The organism is Psychrobacter sp. H8-1 (assembly GCF_904846575.1).
Taxonomy (GTDB): domain Bacteria; phylum Pseudomonadota; class Gammaproteobacteria; order Pseudomonadales; family Moraxellaceae; genus Psychrobacter; species Psychrobacter fulvigenes.
Genome location: NZ_CAJHBG010000001.1, coordinates 1,034,573 through 1,052,517 on the forward strand (window position 1 = coordinate 1,034,573; position 17,945 = coordinate 1,052,517).

General features: G+C 45.0%; 18 protein-coding genes. 13 read left to right on the forward strand and 5 right to left on the reverse strand.

The annotated features are described in order from the left end of the window. Window positions 1–115: 115 nt before the first annotated feature. From JMY01_RS04330 to JMY01_RS04370, 9 genes are all read left to right on the forward strand, one after another. Window positions 116–1,936: an acyl-CoA dehydrogenase gene (locus JMY01_RS04330; RefSeq protein ID WP_201574379.1), complete on the forward strand. Its 1,821-nt coding sequence runs from the start codon at window positions 116–118 to the stop codon at window positions 1,934–1,936. 80 nt (window positions 1,937–2,016) lie between these two features. Beyond that, entirely contained in the window at window positions 2,017–2,778 is a 762-nt protein-coding gene (locus JMY01_RS04335) for an SDR family oxidoreductase (protein ID WP_201574380.1), read from the forward strand. 338 nt (window positions 2,779–3,116) lie between these two features. Further along, window positions 3,117–4,112, forward strand: coding sequence for a histone deacetylase family protein (locus JMY01_RS04340; protein ID WP_265089837.1), 996 nt, complete (start codon window positions 3,117–3,119; stop codon window positions 4,110–4,112). A gap of 198 nt (window positions 4,113–4,310) precedes the next feature. Further along, window positions 4,311–4,799 carry a hypothetical protein gene (locus tag JMY01_RS04345; protein WP_201574382.1) on the forward strand — a complete coding sequence of 163 codons (489 nt, stop codon included), beginning with the start codon at window positions 4,311–4,313 and terminating at the stop codon, window positions 4,797–4,799. A gap of 374 nt (window positions 4,800–5,173) precedes the next feature. Continuing rightward, on the forward strand, window positions 5,174–5,602 hold the full coding sequence (locus tag JMY01_RS04350) for a tetratricopeptide repeat protein (protein ID WP_201574383.1): 429 nt from the start codon (window positions 5,174–5,176) through the stop codon (window positions 5,600–5,602). A 206-nt stretch (window positions 5,603–5,808) separates the two neighbouring features. Then, window positions 5,809–7,335, forward strand: a complete 1,527-nt coding sequence (locus JMY01_RS04355; RefSeq protein ID WP_201574384.1) for an acetyl-CoA hydrolase/transferase family protein — start codon at window positions 5,809–5,811, stop codon at window positions 7,333–7,335. Between the two features lie 167 nt (window positions 7,336–7,502). Then, the gene (arfB, locus tag JMY01_RS04360) at window positions 7,503–7,916 is read left to right on the forward strand and encodes an alternative ribosome rescue aminoacyl-tRNA hydrolase ArfB (RefSeq protein WP_201574385.1); all 414 of its coding nucleotides are present in this window, start codon (window positions 7,503–7,505) and stop codon (window positions 7,914–7,916) included. A gap of 36 nt (window positions 7,917–7,952) precedes the next feature. Then, window positions 7,953–8,657 (forward strand): cupin domain-containing protein, encoded by a 705-nt coding sequence (locus JMY01_RS04365; protein WP_201574386.1) that lies wholly within the window; start codon window positions 7,953–7,955, stop codon window positions 8,655–8,657. A 70-nt stretch (window positions 8,658–8,727) separates the two neighbouring features. Then, window positions 8,728–9,888, forward strand: coding sequence for an FAD-dependent oxidoreductase (locus JMY01_RS04370; RefSeq protein ID WP_201574389.1), 1,161 nt, complete (start codon window positions 8,728–8,730; stop codon window positions 9,886–9,888). A gap of 59 nt (window positions 9,889–9,947) precedes the next feature. Here the strand turns inward: JMY01_RS04370 and JMY01_RS04375 are convergent, their stop codons facing one another. Together JMY01_RS04375 and JMY01_RS04380 are read right to left on the reverse strand one after the other, a co-directional pair. Further along, a complete protein-coding gene (locus JMY01_RS04375; protein ID WP_201574391.1) occupies window positions 9,948–10,772 on the reverse strand; it encodes an enoyl-CoA hydratase in 825 nt (274 codons plus the stop codon). 253 nt (window positions 10,773–11,025) lie between these two features. Continuing rightward, window positions 11,026–11,529 (reverse strand): lactoylglutathione lyase family protein, encoded by a 504-nt coding sequence (locus JMY01_RS04380; RefSeq protein WP_265089838.1) that lies wholly within the window; start codon window positions 11,527–11,529, stop codon window positions 11,026–11,028. Window positions 11,530–11,619: 90 nt separating this feature from the next. On the opposite strand from JMY01_RS04380, the gene JMY01_RS04385 reads away from it, so the two are divergent. Continuing rightward, window positions 11,620–12,489, forward strand: coding sequence for a LysR family transcriptional regulator (locus JMY01_RS04385; protein ID WP_201574393.1), 870 nt, complete (start codon window positions 11,620–11,622; stop codon window positions 12,487–12,489). Between the two features lie 63 nt (window positions 12,490–12,552). Here the strand turns inward: JMY01_RS04385 and JMY01_RS04390 are convergent, their stop codons facing one another. Continuing rightward, window positions 12,553–13,689, reverse strand: coding sequence for a glycerate kinase (locus JMY01_RS04390; RefSeq protein WP_201574395.1), 1,137 nt, complete (start codon window positions 13,687–13,689; stop codon window positions 12,553–12,555). A 119-nt stretch (window positions 13,690–13,808) separates the two neighbouring features. Between JMY01_RS04390 and cobT the strand changes: the two genes are divergently transcribed. The 3 genes from cobT to JMY01_RS04405 are packed head-to-tail and all read left to right on the forward strand — an operon-like array spanning window position 13,809 to window position 16,384. Next, window positions 13,809–14,867 (forward strand): nicotinate-nucleotide--dimethylbenzimidazole phosphoribosyltransferase, encoded by a 1,059-nt coding sequence (gene cobT, locus JMY01_RS04395; RefSeq protein ID WP_201574396.1) that lies wholly within the window; start codon window positions 13,809–13,811, stop codon window positions 14,865–14,867. Continuing rightward, window positions 14,867–15,766: an adenosylcobinamide-GDP ribazoletransferase gene (gene cobS / locus JMY01_RS04400; RefSeq protein ID WP_201574398.1), complete on the forward strand. Its 900-nt coding sequence runs from the start codon at window positions 14,867–14,869 to the stop codon at window positions 15,764–15,766. Before cobT ends, cobS begins: the two co-directional genes overlap by 1 nt. 57 nt (window positions 15,767–15,823) lie before the next feature. Then, window positions 15,824–16,384, forward strand: coding sequence for a histidine phosphatase family protein (locus JMY01_RS04405; protein WP_201574400.1), 561 nt, complete (start codon window positions 15,824–15,826; stop codon window positions 16,382–16,384). Window positions 16,385–16,391: 7 nt separating this feature from the next. Here JMY01_RS04405 and JMY01_RS04410 read toward each other — a convergent pair whose 3' ends face one another. Both JMY01_RS04410 and JMY01_RS04415 read right to left on the reverse strand, forming a co-directional pair. Then, a complete protein-coding gene (locus JMY01_RS04410; RefSeq protein WP_201574402.1) occupies window positions 16,392–17,183 on the reverse strand; it encodes a sterol desaturase family protein in 792 nt (263 codons plus the stop codon). Window positions 17,184–17,232: 49 nt separating this feature from the next. Next, window positions 17,233–17,874 carry a CDP-alcohol phosphatidyltransferase family protein gene (locus JMY01_RS04415; RefSeq protein WP_201574403.1) on the reverse strand — a complete coding sequence of 214 codons (642 nt, stop codon included), beginning with the start codon at window positions 17,872–17,874 and terminating at the stop codon, window positions 17,233–17,235. Between the last annotated feature and the right edge of the window lie 71 nt (window positions 17,875–17,945).

A 17,945-nucleotide genomic window follows, 5' to 3' on the forward strand; every position in this document is an offset into this window, starting at 1 on the left:
GTATGTTGCGTATGTCTGATTTGACCATAATTATGTCATAAATGACAATACGGTAAGGGGGTAAATTATACTAATATTGATTGATAACTGATTTTAATTTGTTAACGAGAATATTATGGCAGCAGATACGCTTATCAATGACTTTGAATTACCGTTTCAACTGTATGATGTCTTAGGTACTGAAAATTTAACCAAGCATTCCAAGTTTGCAGAACACAGCCGCGAAACCTTCGACGCGGTACTCGATACTGCCAATAAAATCGCGACCGAGCTATTTTTGCCACACAACCATGTGGCAGATAAAAACGAGCCACAGTTCGATGGTAAAAAAGTCAGCATGATAGACGATGTAAAAGTCGCTTTTGATGCGTTTCGTGAATCAGGGTTTATCGCTGGTCGTTATAGCTTTGACGATGGCGGCATGCAATTACCGGAAACCGTGATGACCGCTGTGGCAGGCTATTTTATGGCCGCCAATCCCTCAACCACCGCTTATCCGTTTTTGACCACTGCCGCGATTAATGTCATTTCACATTTCGCCAGTGATGAGATTAAAGATGCCTTTATGCCGCGCATGCTAACGGGTGAGTTCACAGGAACGATGGCATTAACTGAGCCGCATGCTGGCTCATCGCTTGCCGATATCAAAACCACTGCTGTCAAACAAGAAGATGGTTCTTATCGTGTAAAAGGCAGCAAGATTTATATCTCAGCGGGCGATCATGAGTTGTCTGACAATATCGTACATTTGGTATTAGCCAAAGTGCCGGGCGGTCCAGGCGGCGTTAAAGGTATCTCGTTATTTGCCGTGCCAAAATATCGCTTGAATGAGGACTTATCGGTCGGCGAGCGCAATGATGTACATTTAACTGGGCTGATTCATAAGCTCGGTTACCAAGGGGCGACTTCTACGGCATTAAGTTTTGGCGATACAGGCGAGTGTCGGGGTTACCTTATCGGCGAAGAGCATTTTGGTCTGCGTTATATGTTCAAAATGATGAACGAAGCGCGCATTGCGGTTGGCTTTGGCGCGGCGATGATTGGCTATCGTGGTTATCAGTATTCGCTCGATTATGCTAAAGACAGAACGCAGGGCAGAATCGCCCCAAACAACAAACCTGAAGATGCAGCAACGGCGATTATCAATCATGGTGACGTCAAGCGCATGCTCCTTGCGCAAAAATCTTATACTGAAGGCGGTATTTCACTGTGTTTATACGGCTCAAACCTTATTGATCGTATCAATACTTGTGAAGATGCAACACTCAAAAACGAGCTGTCAGAATTATTAGACTTGCTCACGCCAGTACTCAAAGCATGGCCGTCTGAGTATGGCCCGAAAGCCAATGACTTGGGTATCCAAGTGTTGGGAGGCGCAGGCTACACGCGTGAGTATCAAGCCGAACAGTTTTGGCGTGACAATCGTCTCAATCCCATTCATGAAGGCACAAATGGTATTCAAGCGTTAGACTTGTCATTTCGTAAGCTGTGGCAAAAAGGCGGGCTTGGTATTCAAGTTCTAAAACGTGAAATTACCCAAGACTTGGAAAGTATCAGTACGCCAGAGACTACTAGATTGGCAGGTAAATTGATGCCTTATATGGGTCATCTGCATGAAGTGTTGCTGCATTTAAGCAAAATCCTGCAAAACGAAAAAGCCATCACATTGACTGGTAATGCGCAAGCATTGATGAATATCTTTGCTACTATTGTGGTCAGCTGGATTTGGATTCGCCAAGCGAGTAAAGCTGAGCAATTGCTAAGCGGAATTAACGACAGCGCCACGCAAGATGTCGAAAAGCAGAATTTTTACAAAGGCAAAATCCAAGCAGCCAAATACTTTATCGATTGGGAATTACCCTTAATCAATCGCGATATTGAACTGTTAAATAAAGACAATGCTGTATGTACCGATATGCAAGCCGATTGGTTTTAGTTTGACGGTTTAATACATCTAAACAGCTAAAAAGCTTATCTTTAAACCCACACTTACTTTTAAAAATATAAGGAAATACGATGAAGGACTTATTTGATCTAACAGGCAAGATTGCTTTGGTTACTGGCGCTAGCCGCGGCATTGGCGAGTCTATCGCGCGTCTACTGGCATCAAGAGGCGCACATGTGATTGTCTCTAGCCGTAAAATCGACGCGTGCCAAGCAGTCGCTGATAGCATCAATGCTGATGGCGGTAAGGCCAGTGCCTTTGCTTGTCATGTGGGAGAAATAGATCAAATTGAGGCGATTTTTGCGCACATCAAGAGTGAGTTTGGTCAGATTGATATCTTAGTGAATAACGCCGCAGCAAATCCGTATTATGGGCATATTTTAGATACGGATTTGGCAGCTTTTGATAAGACGGTAGAGGTCAATATCCGCGGTTATTTCTTTATGTCGACGGCGGCGGGAAAAATGATGCGCGAGCAGGGCGGCGGGGTGATATTAAATACCGCATCGGTCAATGGCTTGGTTGCAGGTGACAAGCAAGGTATCTATTCAATTACCAAAGCTGCAGTGATTAGCATGACCAAAGCCTTTGCCAAAGAGTGTGGCCCATTAAATATTCGTGTCAATGCCTTATTGCCGGGTCTGACTGATACTAAGTTCGCCTCCGCCTTGACTACTAATGATAAGGTTTTAAAGATGGCGCTACATGCGATACCGTTAGGGCGCGTTGCTCATCCTGATGAGATGGCTGGCACAGTGTTATATCTAGTGTCTGACGCATCAAGCTATACCACAGGGGCAACAGTCGTTGTCGATGGTGGTATGCTGGCCTAGTCACAAAAAACTTAGCTTGGTGATAAATGAGTTGTTTGAAATAATAGAGACAACGCTTAGAGTAGAGAAACCGCATGATGCTGATATCATGCGGTTTTTTTGTATAATAAAGCACTTAAAATCTAAGTTTTCATAAGGAGCCGCTATCAGTAGAGCCGCTATCAGTAGATGCTATCGAACAAACAACGTGCCTTTAATACTTGTTTTATATCATTTGACACTGTCTAGGCACTGACATATATTCAGTGGTTGCTACATAATAAATGGAATTTATCCCAAACAACGGAGTGTATAGAGTGAAGATATATAGTCATGAAAATCTAAGTTTGCATAGACCCTTGCCTTACTTTTCATACGGAAAGATGCATGAGCCGCTAGAGATACCAGAACGTATGGTGGAGATGTTAAAAGCACCCGCAGCGTTAGGGCTTGAGGTGACGACTGCCAAAGAGATAGGAATCGGGCCCATCTTAGCGGTACATGATTTTGGTTATGTTGAGTTTTTAAAGCACGGCTATGATGAATGGATGGCAGTGGATGAGGACCTAGGGGAGCAAGTGCAGACAGGGATTTTTGTGCCTTATGATAATCCTGGATTGGGTATCATGGCAAAGGCAGCGAAATATCAAGCTGATGATAGTGCGCCTATCAGCGAGCATTCATGGACGTCCATCTACTGGTCAGCGCAGACAGCGCTCAATGCTGCTGAAGCCTTGCTCAACGATGACAGCGGCGATAGCGATATACAGCTCTGCTTTTCACGGCCTCCTGGTCATCATGCGCGCAAGAGTGCAGCAGGCGGGTTCTGTTATCTAAATAATGCTGCCATCATCGCAGAGCACTTACTGCAAAAATACGCCAAAATAGCCATCATTGATACCGATATGCATCACGGTCAAGGTATTCAAGAGATATTCTATGACCGCAAAGACGTCCTTTATACTTCTGTCCACGGCGACCCCGTTAACTTTTATCCTGCTGTCACTGGTCATGAGTTTGAGAAAGGCGAGGGCGCAGGTTATGGCTATAACATCAACTTCCCGATGCCGCATGGCACTGATGAGGAAGGATTCTTTGCTTATGTCGATAAATCCATCGAGAGCATAAAGACCTTTGACCCCGATGTCATCGTTCATGTTTTAGGGTTTGACGTTTACAAGGATGACCCAGAAGCAAGATGTAAAGTCAGTACAGAAGGCTTCAAAATCTTAGCGCAAAAGATGAAAGAATTGAACAAGCCTTTAATTGTGCTGGTTGAAGGTGGCTATTACATCCAAAAGCTTAATGACAACTTGCAGGCATTTTTATCGGGATTGATAGCAGAAGATAGCTAGCAGAGACTCATGATATCAATGATTTTTACTGGACAGTATAATTCGCGTATCACTCCAATTTACGTTATACTCTTAAATATAATGTATATTTAAGAGTAATTAAAAGATAGACTGCAAATAAGCCAATAACTTTTTAGCTGATACCTTTTAATAATGAATAATGGATAGTTTTTTAATAATGGATGATAATTGGAGAGAATGATGAAAAAAATCCTTGCCACTGCACTAGCCATCGGTGCGACCTCACTGATGGTTGGCTGCACCGCGACCAATGCGATGTCTCAAAAAGCTCAGGCCACCCCTGAAGTCAAAACGCCGACACCATCGGTATTGATTAACGTCACCTCAGACGACGCCCAAGTACAGCTAATGTCGATGGTACTGACCATGCAATCAGCCCAACAAGGCGCTGATACTCGCGTGCTACTATGTGGTCCCGCAGGCGATATGGCGTTACGTGATGCGCCTGCAAGTGCAACGACAGGGCAGCCACCCAAAAACATGAGCCCACAAGGTCTCATGCAAATGGTCTTGAAAAACACCAAGACTAAGGTCGAAGTCTGCGCACTGTATTTGCCAGGCAAAGGGGTGGATCAATCAGCATTGATCGATGGTGTGACCGCCGCTGATCCTGCCGATATTGGTGCATTGATGGTTGATGGTAAGACTCAAGTAGTGAGTTTTTAATACAGAACATAAAATGTGTTTGGTGTTTTGACAAAGCCTTAGGGCGTGTTGATCATTCATAACTCATTCACAATTAGGCACTGCTAAAAAAAGAACACGATATTGATATCGTGTTCTTTTTTATACTCAATTTTGTACTAATACCTCCAAAAATTAGAGTAACGCGGAAAACCTGCGCAAGCACTACACCTAGTAGGCTTAGCAAGTTTGACAAAGTTAATCGCACTTTTTGGGTTTGGTATAAAACTGCCTTAGACTCCAATGATTGCATAGACTGAGTGAAAGTCTCAGCCCTAACTCTCCAATCTGGGCTATAATCACCCTAAACGAAACACGCCATCATAAATGATACCTTTGATAACAGGGCACGAGTCATGATTAATACCAAAATATATAAGTCCATTTATGTGTTAGCGGAGCAGCTATTAGAAGCTGACAGCAAAAATGACCAACAGGCGTTTGATGCGCTGTATGCACAGCTAAAAGATCTGTGTATTGAGAACGAAAAGAGCGATAAAGATCATCCTGAGCAGTGGGAAACGCTCGCTGATTTCACTGAGGATTTGGATGCAGCGCTGGTGATTTATGAAAAAGCGCTCGGCAAAGCGACTGCGATTAACTCTAAAGATCACATGGCATCGATTACTTTTTCTATGGCTGAGTTGCAATATGAATTGGGTCAAAAGGACGCTGCTATCAAGAGCCTGCAAAATGCCAAAATAAGCGCCAATAAAATTGAAGACAGAGAGTTCAAAGTTGAGATAGATCAGCTGCTTGCTCAATGGCTCGCCAATGAAACTTAAATGCTATTAATTGAGCATAAGACGAAAGAATTGAATTAAATCGACCATACTTTAGCCAATCTACTTGTATTTTGTGCTGAAATTGTCCAAAATGTTGCTACGAAATCGTGTTAACGGGTTCGTTTCAAATTTTCCTCAATACTATATTCATTATAATGTAATGTATTGAGAGCTAATTTTAATAGGGAAGTTACTAGGAAAACAGTATGAATACAACTAACCATGAAGCGCGCGTTCAACACGAAGGTTTGCGTGCAAAGATCATGTCGGCTGAAGAGGCCGCTTCATTTGTAAAAAATGGAATGACGCTTGGTATCGCAGGGTTCACAGGCGCAGGTTATCCAAAGTTTGTACCTACCGCTATTGCTAACCGTGCTAAAGAAGCTCATGCGAATGGCGAAGAGTTTGGCATCGGTATGCTAACAGGGGCGTCAACTGCTCATGATTGTGATGGTGTACTAGCAGAAGCCAACTGTGTGAATTTCCGTGCGCCTTTCCAGTCCGATCCTGCCATGCGTAACCACATCAACGCAGGTAACACTCACTACGTAGATATGCATTTATCACACTTTGAGCAGCAAGTTCGCTTTGGCTTTTATGGTGATATGGACATCGCCTTGATTGAAGCGATAGGCATTACCTCAGACGGTAAGATCATTCCTTCAATGGGTATTGGTACCAATAACCAATGGCTCAAAACAGCTAAAAAAGTCATCATCGAAGTCAACGCGCGTCAAAGCATGTTGTTAGAAGGCATGCATGACATCCCTGCAGACCTCGGTGAGCCACCGCATCGCCAGCCGATTCCCATCGTCAAACCAGACGACCGTATCGGTACGCCGTATCTAGAGTGTGACCTTGATAAGATCATCGGTATCGTCATGACCGATGCGCCAGATCGTAATAGTAAATTTGCAGATCCAGACGAGAAATCAAAGACCATCGCTTCGCAAATCATTGAATTTTTAGATCATGAAGTAAAACAAGGCCGCCTACCAAAGAACCTATTGCCATTACAATCTGGTGTGGGTAACGTAGCAAACGCGGTGTTGATGGGTCTACAAGACAGCCCGTTTGATGACTTGATGGGTTACACAGAAGTACTGCAAGACGGTATGCTTGATCTTGTACTGAGCGGCAAGATGAAATCAGCTTCGGCCACGGCACTGTCGTTTAGCCCAGATGCGCTACAGCGCTTCAATGACAACATCGAGTTTTTGAGTGACAAGCTTATCTTGCGTCCACAAGAGTTCACCAACCATCCAGAGGTGATCCGTCGTCTTGGTATTATCGCGATGAATGCGATGATCGAAGCGGATATCTACGGCAACGTCAACTCAACCCATATCATGGGTACCAAGATGATGAACGGTATCGGTGGTTCAGGTGACTTCACTCGTAACTCGCATTTCTCGTTCTTCGTGAGTCCATCAACGGCCAAAGATGGCGCTATCTCAGCCATCGTACCTATGGTATCGCACCACGACCACACTGAGCATGATGTGATGTTTGTCGTCACTGAGCAAGGCTTTGCTGATCTACGTGGTAAGTCGCCGCGTCAACGTGCGAAGGCTATCATCGATAACTGCTCACACCCAGATTATCGCCCAATGCTGCAAGACTACTATGACCGTGCTGCTAAAGCAGGTGGCCTACAAACGCCGCATATTTTGAATGAAGCGCTGTCATGGCATCAGCGTTTTGTCGAGACGGGTGATATGCGTATTAAGTAAGCGCTTATCTATGATTGATAGTCAAATTCTGATATAAATTAAAGCTCCTTATCTTGATGAGATAAGGAGCTTTTTAGTGTTTATACCCATTTATAAATGCTTAACCACGCCCCATATAGAAGAGAACCATTTAAAAGCCAATTATTTAGAAGAAATAAAAGACAACTATGATTTTTATAAGTAGTAATATTAGCCTAAGCGATAGTGAGGTCGAGATTAGCGCCATCCGCGCTCAAGGGGCAGGCGGACAAAACGTCAATAAAGTCTCCTCTGCTATTCATCTGCGCTTCGATATCAACGCCTCAAGTCTGAGTGACGTACAAAAGCAGCGTTTATTAGACAGCAAAGACAGCCGTATCACCAAAGACGGCATCTTTGTCCTCAAAGCTCAGCAATACCGTACCCAAGAGCGCAACAAGATTGATGCATTTGAACGTCTTAAAGCCTTTATCTTACAATCAACCCAAGTCGCCAAAGCTCGCAAACCCACCAAGCCTAGCCGAAATGCTAAGCGCAAACGTGTCGATCAAAAGACGCAGCGCGGCAAAACCAAAGCCTTACGCGGTAAGGTGGACTTTTAAGCTGGCTTCTCTCAAACCGAATTTGGACAATATCCTATGTTAATTAATGCAGATTTTTTACGTCGTGCTGAGCTAACGACTGAGCAACATCAATGGATTACATCTCCACAGAATGGCGTTGAGCGCGTCATGCTTGATCGCGTGGGCGCAGAGAAGGCGCGAGCGACTAGCCTTGTGCGTTATGCGCCTAACTCGCATTTTCCTCATCATCAGCATCCGGGTGGCGAGGAGATTTTGGTATTGTCTGGTACTTTTTCTGCTGATGATAAGCATTATCCAGCTGGCTGGTATCTACGCAACCCGCCAGCATCAGGCCATACGCCTTATAGCGATGAAGGTGCGGTTATCTTTGTTAAGCTGCGACAGATGTCACCGTCCGAAGAGCGTCATGTCGCTATCGATACGCACGATAGCGCCAACTGGCAACGAGTCGGCAAACGTGAGGTTTGTGCTTTATTCTCGGATGATAGCGAACAGGTGAGCTTACAGCGTCTAAATGCAAGTGACACGTTGTTCACAGAAGATCTTACGACTCAAACAGTGGCAGGCGGTGCAGAGCTGTTAGTAGTAGAAGGCACTTTGATAGAAGGCGATCAAACCTATAAACAAGGTAGCTGGCTACGCTGGCCCGTAGGTGCGCAGCCACAAATAAAAGCAGGCGAGGAAGGCGCTACCGTCTACCTTATAACGGGACATCTCGCTCAAGTCATTGGTGCGGATGTTGAAGGTTTAGACGTTTAATGAGCTAAAGAGTGTTATCCATAATTTAAGATGTTAAGCGCTTTCAATAAATAATAAAAAGAAAAATCCTATGCAAAAAGTAGATACGACAAGTGTACCCGTAGCAATTATCGGTGGTGGTTTAAGCGGTCTGTATGCGGCTTATTTATTAGAGCAAAAAGGCATTGATTATATATTGTTAGAAGCGCGTGATACTTTGGGCGGTCGCATTCTCGCTAGTAAGCTTTTAAAAGATTCAGCCTTAGAGCAACCAATTTCACAATATCTTGGATCTGAGAATGCACAAGAGGTAGATAGCTTTGATTTAGGACCTTCTTGGTTTTGGCCTGATTATCAGCCGCAGTTGGGCGATCTGGTCAATGAATTGCAGCTAGAGACTTTTGCACAGTATGAAGAGGGCGACATGATGGTTGAGCGCGCTCCTAACGAGCCTGCTGTGCGTATGCAAGGCTATAAAAGCTCACCGCCTTCGATGCGTCTAGTCGGTGGTATGGCTGCATTGATTAATGCTTTATATCGTCGTCTTGATTCCTCACGTGTTTTTACTGGCCAAATTGTACGTTGGTTGCATAGAACAGGTGATCACACAGAGATAACCAGCGAAGACGCGTCTGGGAAAGTGACGACTTGGCGAGCGCAGCATGTATTACTGGCGCTACCGCCACGGTTGGTGGAAGACAGCATAACGTTTGAGCCGGCCTTACCATCCGATATGATAACCCAATGGCGCAACACAGCGACTTGGATGGCGCCCCATGCCAAGTATTTTGCCGTTTACGATACGGCTTTTTGGCGCGAGCTAGGTCTCTCAGGAGCCGCGCGTAGCTCGCAAGGGCCAATGGTTGAGATTCATGATGCCTCTAGCATGGGTGGCAGGGGTGCGTTGTTTGGCTTTATAGGAGTACCTGCCTCCGTACGCCAAAGCGTCTCTGAAGAGGTGTTAAAAGCACATTGCCGTGCGCAATTGGTACGTCTATTTGGCGAGCAGGCAGACACGCCCAAAGCTGAGTACCTGAAAGACTGGTCACAAGATAAATTCACCGCAACGACTGCCGACGCAAGTAGTGATGGTCAGCACGCGGTGGCACCTGTTTCTAAGGCAATATCAGGTGTATGGAGTGATTGCCTAATGGGGATAGGCAGTGAATGGTCGCCACAGTTTTCTGGTTATATTGCTGGTGCTATTGAAGCGGCAAGCCTTGCGGTACAAAGCTTGCCTGAAGATATATAGTTTTTTAATTTAATTAATAGTATTGTTTTTAAGTAGCATTCTTCTAAATGGTGAAGCGATTAACGTCCCGTCCATACCGCATGGCGCTTTTCGATAAAGGCGTCAATGCCTTTGCTGACATCGTCTGCCATCATATTACAAGTCATCACTTTACCGGCATATTCATAAGCATCCGCTAAGTCCATGTCCAACTGTTTATAGAACATATCCTTGCCTGTTTTGACAGCGACAGAGGATTTGGCGGTAATGGCATCGATTAAAGATTGCAACGTTGCATCTAACTGATCCGCTGGCGCGACACGATTAATCAGTCCTTGCTGCAAGGCCGTATTTGCATCGATAAACTCACCCGTGATAAGCATCTCAAAAGCTTGCTTGCGAGATAGGTTGCGGCTGACGGCAACGGCAGGGGTTGAACAAAACAGTCCAACATTTATCCCAGAAGTCGCAAACTTAGCGTCATCAGAGGCCACTGCCAAGTCACACGCTGCCACCAGTTGACACCCAGCGGCGGTAGCAATGCCTTGTACCTTAGCGATCACTACTTGCGGCATCTGATTGATGGTCAGCATCATCTGACTACACTGCTTAAATAACGCGCTGTGAAATGCTTCGTCTGAGTTTGCACGCATCTCTTTTAGATTGTGACCTGCACAAAACGCCTTGCCATTCGCCGCAATGACGACCACACGTATATTACTATCTTGGGCGATGCTGTCCAGCTCTGCCTGCATAGCGGATAACATATCGACCGATAGCGCGTTGAATTGTTTAGGGCGGTTTAAAGTAAGGGTAACGACGCCGTTTGAATCTTTACTGTCTTCTCTGATAACTAATGGTTCGCTAGTGTCAGTAGTAGGGACGTCTGTGTTTGTGGTATTCATTTATCATCCTTGATAATTGGTATGTAAACGTAAGGAAAGATCTAAAAAAGCATCTGAATAATACTCTAAATAGTAGCATGACTTATAAATTATACAATAGAGTGCTGATATTGAAATTGCATAAATAAAAATAGCGCATTCATAATATGAGTGCGCTATTCATATCTTTATTAAGAACAAGTCGACATGTAGAGATAAGTCCGATTTTTTTAACTTTTAACATAAACCGTTACTTTACTCTTAAGCGCTGTACCTAATATGCGCCTTCGCTATAAATCAGCTCATAGCTGTGGCTGTATATTTCAACGATATTGCCAAACGGGTCTTCCATATAAATCATACGGTAAGGTTTTTCGCCGGGGTAGTAATAACGCGGTTTTTCCATACGCTTTTTGCCGCCTGCTGCGACGATGCGCTCAGCAAGTTCTTCTACATTTGGATCTTGAACACAGAAGTGAAAAATACCTGTCTTCCAGTATTCAAAGTTGTTTTCAGGGTTTTCTTGATTTTTGAATTGAAAGATTTCAACACCGATACGGTCACCAGTTGAGAGATGAGCGATACGAAAACTGCCCCAGCCTGAGCAAAAGACTTCCGTACACATCTCGCCAATCGGGCTGTCATCTTCAACAATTTCGGTCGGCTCCATGATGGTGTACCAACCCATCACTTCAGTATAGAATTTTACTGCCGCCTCTAGGTCAGGGACGGAAAGACCAATGTGCGAAAAGCTTCTTGGATAAACGTTATTCATCATTCATACTCCTGTTTTGATATGGGAGTAGTTTACAAAGCTATATCCATTACGTAAAATTATCATTTCTTATAAAGATAAGTATGTATCGTAATGATGAATATCACGTGGCTACGTACGTTCTGTACCCTTGTTGAGGTGGGGCACTTTACCCGCACTGCCGAGCGCCTACATATGACCCAATCAGGCGTGAGTCAGCACATACGTAAGCTTGAAAGTCAGTTAGATGTCGACTTGCTCATCCGCCAAGGGAAGCAGTTTTCATTAACGGATGCCGGCGAACAGTTATATAGGGAAGCGGATGATATCTTGCAGCGTTTAGCAAATCTAGAACAGCGTATCGGTGACGACCCCGCCTTTGCAGGGTTAGTGCGACTCATGTCTCCTGGTAGCGTGGGCTTAAAGTTGTATCCGCAGCTTTTGACCTTACAACAACAGTATCCACAATTGGTGATTGACTATCGCTTTGCGCCAAATAGCGATATAGAGCGAGCGCTTGCGAATCACGACATTGATATTGGATTTATGACGGATATCTCAGATGATGAGAGAATAAGTTGCCAGTCAATAGCTCAAGAAGCGTTAATACTGGTGACGCCTGCGACTACTAATGAACCAAGTTGGGAGGCGTTCATTCAGCTTGGGTTTATCGATCATCCTGACGGTGCCCATCATGCCAGTATGTTATTAAGCGCAAATTATAGCGAGTTTCAGCATATTAATGACTTTAAGAAAAAGGGTTTTTCTAATCAAATTGGCTTGATTTTGGAGCCTGTCGGTAGGGGACTTGGCTTTACCGTATTACCAGCACACGCGGTTGCAGCGTACGCAAACCCTGAGCTTATTAACAGTCATCGCTTGCCAACGCCAGTGAGTGAAACGCTATATCTTGCCGTACGGCGGCAGCAAGCCCTACCCAATAGAATGCAAACTGTTATCAACGAGGTAAAAAAATGGTTGTAAAATTATAAAGAATAGCGATATTTAGATTTGATGATGGTCAATGAATTAACTTGCGGGCTATTTCTATTTCATAACTTGCCCTAGCTTCATGGCAGCGGCAATATTGACCGCGGTAGTTTCAATATTCTCATAAGCATTACTTAGTACCTTATCAAGGATGTCCAGCTTTTGAATACTCGGCATGACGACGTCAAACCCAGTAGTCTGAGCAAGATTTAAGCCGTCAACGCTACCGCAAATAGCGATTATAGGTTTACCATTGGCTTTTGCAAGTTGACTGATACCGCCAGCGACTTTACCCATTAAAGTTTGTGCGTCAAGCTTACCTTCGCCAGTAATTACTAAGTCAGCGTTAGCAATATGCTCTTCTAGACTGACAGTCTCAGCGACGGTATCAAAGCCTGATTTAAGGGTAGCAGCACAAAAGGTCATTAAGGCATAGCCAAGACCGCCTGCTGCACCTGCGCCTGCTATATTTTGGTAATCCTGATAGCCGTGCTGTCCAGATACCATCGCAAAGCGACTTAATGCCTTATCCAATAGTGCGATTTGCTCGGGACTGGCGCCTTTTTGTGGCCCAAAGATAGCACTGGCTCCTGAAGATCCGCATAACGGATTGGTCACATCGCAAGCGGCTTCAAAGACCGTATCTCGCAGCTTTGGATGAAGGGTTGAGCCGTCTATCTGCTTTAAGTTGGCCAGTTCGTTACCGCCTTGCGCCAAAGGCTTGCCATCATGGTCATAGAAACTCATTCCTAAGGCCATGAGCATACCAAGACCAGCATCATTGGTGGCACTACCGCCCAGACCGATAATGATGCGTTTGACGCCTTCGCCCAAAGCATCAGCGATAAGTTCACCGACACCGTAGCTACTGGTAATGAGCGGATTTCTTTCTTCATTCGTTAATAAGTGCAAACCGCAGGCTTGCGCGATTTCAATCACGGCTGTCTTATCTTCTAACAACAGATATTTGGCAGTGATGGGTCGCATTAATGGATCATTCACATCTACGTTTTTCCAACGTCCACTAAGCGCGTAGGACAACACCGCAGAGGTGCCTTCACCGCCATCTGCCATGGGCAATAATGTATAGTCTGCATCAGGAAAAACCTGATTAAATCCAGATTGGATAGCGCGGCACACCTCGATTGCTTCTAGGCTTTCTTTAAACGAGTCAGGGGCGATTAAAATTTTCATGAAGTGCTCTTATAATTACGTAAGTTTGGATCGTGCAATTAGTCTAATCATATCATTATAAATGGGATAATCTGCTACCATAGTGCCCTGTTCCATTTATAACTTTTAGGATGATAGCCTTGACCGCTTTTACCGCACCAACCATTGCCAATATAGAAAATAATGAACTACGCCAGCAGCTGCAACAGATTATAGATCTAAAGACCAAACCACTTGGTGCACTTGGTCGCTTAGAGACACTGGCACTGCAATTGGGCATGATTCAGGGGACGCTTACACCGCATATTACCCAACCACAGATTCGAGTGTTCGCCGCTGACCATGGTTTAACTAAGCATGGAACCTCAGCCTATCCAAGTGCCGTCACCGCGCAAATGGTTTATAACTTCTTGCAAGGTGGCGCTGCTATCAATGTCTTGGCACGCCAGCACAATATCGAGCTAAAAGTAGTCGACGCTGGTGTGGATGCAGACTTTGCCAATTCTCCTTTTAAAGACCATCCACAATTGCTTGATTATAAAGTTCGTCATGGTAGCCGAGACGCGCTAACAGAACCTGCCATGACCGAAGCAGAATGCTTAGCTGCGCTAAAGAACGGTATGAAAGTGGTTGAGAACTTAACGGGTAATTTGCTTATCGTCGGTGAGATGGGCATTGGTAATACCTCAGCGGCGAGTCTTTTGTTGGCGAGATTAGGTGATGTGCCGATTGCTGATTGTATCGGTCGTGGTACCGGGCTTGATGATGCAGGGCTACAGCACAAGACGGATATTTTAACGCAAGTATTAGTGCGTCATAATGAGGCACATTCTCCATTGGACGCGCTCGCTGCATTAGGCGGAATTGAGATAGCTATGATGGCAGGTGCGCTGATTCAGGCTGCTAGCGAACGCCGTATTTTATTAATCGATGGCTTTATTGCCAGCAGTGCTTTACTGGTTGCGGAGCGCCTAGCACCAGGTGTCGCTCAATATGCTATTTTCGCCCATCATTCAGTCGAGCCAGGACATGCGCATTTATTAAAATTACTTAATGCTGAGCCATTACTCAATATGGGTATGCGCTTGGGCGAGGGTAGCGGAGCGGCGCTTGCTTATCCACTATTGCAGTCCGCTTGTGCCATTATCAATGAGATGGCAAGCTTTAGTGACGCGGGTATTAGTGAGCAAAACAGTTAATGTCACAATTATCAAAAAAACCATCAAAGCAAGAATCAAAACAGTTATTAAATCAGCCAAAGCCGTTACAGCAGTCATCGCCTAAACCAAGTGTTGGGCAGTTTATAAAGCATGAATGGATATTGTTACTGGTCGCCATTCAGTTTTTGACCCGATTGCCAGTTCCGCCATTCAAAAACTACAATCCGCAATGGCTACATCAGAGCAGCCGTCATTTTCCCGCAGTCGGTTTGCTGGTTGGGCTACTTTGCGCTGGCGTGTTTTGGCTTGCTAGTGTTTTATTTACGCCCTTAGTCGCTGCAGTGCTGAGTACGGTATTCGGAATTAAGCTTACAGGCGCTTTTCACGAAGATGGTCTTGCGGATAGTTGCGATGGTTTGGGTGGCGGTCTGACACGTGAGCGCACGTTAACCATTATGAAAGATTCACGCCTAGGGACTTATGGCGTGTTAGGTTTGGTGTCAGCATTACTGCTCAAGATTTCCTTATTAGCCACCATGCCGTTATCGGTGGCTATCGTCGCGCTGATTATTGGCCATACTGCATCGCGTTTGCTATGTATTAGCCTGCTTGCGCTGCTGCCGTATGGCGGTGAGATAGAACATGCCAAGGCCAAACCGATGGCGCAGCAGCTGACACCGTTACAAGGGTTATTCAGTAGCGGTTGGTTGCTCGTGGCAGTAGTTTTATTGATGGTTATATTTCCTAATGCCATACAGCAGATTAGCATCGGTCAGTGGTTATTGGCTTTGGTGTTGGCTTTAGTTGCCACTGATTATATGCGGCGCTTATTACGTAGGCGTCTGGATGGCTATACTGGTGATGGTTTAGGAGCGACACAACAGCTGAGTGAAGTTGCCATTTATGCAGGTTTGGCAGCGGCTATACCTTTTATCTAAGCGTGGACACTAAGTGTGGAAATCGAATAGAAAGACAAACATGGAAAATTATTATTAATGACTCTTTATATCTGGCGTCATCCTAAGCCCATCGCAGCTGAGGGTATCTGTATCGGTCAGACGGATATCGGAGTAGATAGGCGTAAATTAAAACGTCTTGCCAATCAAATCGCGCGCTTTGTGCATCTGCACCAATTACCTAAAGTCATTTGGGTAAGCCCATTACAACGCTCCCTAAAAGTCGGACAGATACTGGCGCAACGTGGCTTTCAATGTCGAGTCGCGCCTGAGCTTGCGGAGATTGATTTTGGCGAATGGGACGGTCGTCCTTGGGAGCAAATCGCTAAGCAAGAGATTGATGACTGGTGTAATAACTTTGCACACTTTGCCCCTGATAAAGGGGAAAGTCTGCAGCAGCTATTTGATCGTGTTGAAGGGTGGTTGAATAAAGTTTTGGCTGAACAAGGCAACACCCCAATACTAGCAATTGGTCATGCTGGCTGGATTAATGCTGCCAAGATTATGGATACTGGGCAAGATGTACCGAAGACAGCAGCTGATTGGCCGTCTTCGGTTGCTTATGGGAAGCGTAGTTGTTTGGAGCTTTCAGGAATCTAGCTATGGCTTATTTATTTCTAAACGGCATCGCTAGCAATCCCCATAGTGAAGCGTTTTGTTTGGGTGAGGGGTACTCTTTTAGCCCAATATCTAGCTCGTTATCAGACTTTTGCGCATCGCCTTTATAACTACCAAAAATCCAATCCCACCAGATAACGCTAAAGCCATAGTTTGAGTTGGTCTCAGACACACGTTGGCTGTGGTGGATACGGTGCAAAATCTGCGTCATTAATATTAAGCGCAGTGGCTTTTCAATTGCGGGTGGCAAACGAATATTGGCATGGTTAAACATCGCCAAGCCGTTTAGCGCAATCTCAAAAATCAGTACCGCAATGGCAGGGACGCCCAATAAGCTGACGGCAACGAGCTTTACTAGAATGCTTAAAACGATTTCAATCGGATGAAACCTAAGGCCTGTACTGGCATCAACATGCGCATCAGCGTGATGTACTTTATGCAAACGCCACAGGATAGGCACACGATGGAATAATCGGTGCTGCCAGTAGATAATGATGTCGAGCAATATTAAGCTTAATATGATGACAACAATGCTTGGCAAATCGATAATATTAAATAAACCAATCCCATGCTGCTGATTATAAAGCGCCACAGCCGTTAGACCGACAGGCACCGCTAGACGAGCAATAAGGGATGACGCAAACACCAAGCCAAAGTTAGCGAACCAGCGTTTACGGCTTTTGATCGGCGCTTTACGTGCAGGCATGCGCCATTCAATCAGCATCATAATCACTAAAATGCTCAAAAAGAACCCAAGCCGCCACCATACTTCGTTAGTCATTGCTTACCTCTTGAGAGTTTAAAACGGCAGGATGTTTTACCATTTTCTTTTATTTTGAACCGACCATGGCATCAGCCTCTAGCTGTTTAAGGGTATGATAGCCGCCATGGATACGGGTAAAAATTGTAATCGCGCAGGCTGTGGCAAAAATGCTAGCGAGTAGTACAAAGTGCTGTGGCCAAATGCAAAAGGCCACGAACAGCGCAATAGTCTCAGTACCTTCAGTCAAACCGTTTAAATAATAAAAACTTTTATATTTGAACTGTGGTTTATCCAGTTTAAACTTTTCCGCGGCGATGGCAAACGCCAAAAAGCTAGAGCCTGTGCCGATAAAGGTAGCAAGTAATAAAGCGCCAGCAATGGCGTTCTGTGCAGGATTTGCCAAGATAAAACCCAGCGGCACTGCTGCATAAAATAAAAAGTCGAGCGTAATGTCTAAGTAGCCGCCTGCACTTGAGCTTTGCTGTGCATGACGAGCTAGCGCGCCATCAAGACCATCAAAAATACGATTCAGCGCAATCGCTGCAAGTGCACTATACCAAAGCTCAAACGCCAGTAATGGCAACGCTAACATGCCGATTAAAAAGCCCGCCACCGTGAGTTGATCAGCCGTGATGCCGCGCTTGTGCAAGACAACGACCACAGGGGCTAGTATCGGCTTAATCATGGGCGTAAGAAACTTGTCTAGCATGCGCTTGCCTTTTATATGGTAAGTCCTAAATAAAATCGATACGCTAATATCTGCATGCTACCGGAATGAAT

Bases quoted from the DNA above. Each gene is read 5' to 3' on its own strand.
- JMY01_RS04330 (WP_201574379.1), top strand. From the start codon at position 116: ATGGCAGCAGATACGCTTATCAATGACTTTGAATTACCGTTTCAACTG.
- JMY01_RS04335 (WP_201574380.1), top strand. From the start codon at position 2,017: ATGAAGGACTTATTTGATCTAACAGGCAAGATTGCTTTGGTTACTGGC.
- JMY01_RS04345 (WP_201574382.1), top strand. From the start codon at position 4,311: ATGATGAAAAAAATCCTTGCCACTGCACTAGCCATCGGTGCGACCTCA.
- JMY01_RS04350 (WP_201574383.1), top strand. From the start codon at position 5,174: ATGATTAATACCAAAATATATAAGTCCATTTATGTGTTAGCGGAGCAG.
- JMY01_RS04355 (WP_201574384.1), top strand. From the start codon at position 5,809: ATGAATACAACTAACCATGAAGCGCGCGTTCAACACGAAGGTTTGCGT.
- arfB (WP_201574385.1), top strand. From the start codon at position 7,503: ATGATTTTTATAAGTAGTAATATTAGCCTAAGCGATAGTGAGGTCGAG.
- JMY01_RS04365 (WP_201574386.1), top strand. From the start codon at position 7,953: ATGTTAATTAATGCAGATTTTTTACGTCGTGCTGAGCTAACGACTGAG.
- JMY01_RS04370 (WP_201574389.1), top strand. From the start codon at position 8,728: ATGCAAAAAGTAGATACGACAAGTGTACCCGTAGCAATTATCGGTGGT.
- JMY01_RS04375 (WP_201574391.1), bottom strand. From the start codon at position 10,772: ATGAATACCACAAACACAGACGTCCCTACTACTGACACTAGCGAACCA.
- JMY01_RS04380 (WP_265089838.1), bottom strand. From the start codon at position 11,529: ATGATGAATAACGTTTATCCAAGAAGCTTTTCGCACATTGGTCTTTCC.
- JMY01_RS04385 (WP_201574393.1), top strand. From the start codon at position 11,620: ATGATGAATATCACGTGGCTACGTACGTTCTGTACCCTTGTTGAGGTG.
- JMY01_RS04390 (WP_201574395.1), bottom strand. From the start codon at position 13,689: ATGAAAATTTTAATCGCCCCTGACTCGTTTAAAGAAAGCCTAGAAGCA.
- cobS (WP_201574398.1), top strand. From the start codon at position 14,867: ATGTCACAATTATCAAAAAAACCATCAAAGCAAGAATCAAAACAGTTA.
- JMY01_RS04405 (WP_201574400.1), top strand. From the start codon at position 15,824: ATGACTCTTTATATCTGGCGTCATCCTAAGCCCATCGCAGCTGAGGGT.
- JMY01_RS04410 (WP_201574402.1), bottom strand. From the start codon at position 17,183: ATGACTAACGAAGTATGGTGGCGGCTTGGGTTCTTTTTGAGCATTTTA.
- JMY01_RS04415 (WP_201574403.1), bottom strand. From the start codon at position 17,874: ATGCTAGACAAGTTTCTTACGCCCATGATTAAGCCGATACTAGCCCCT.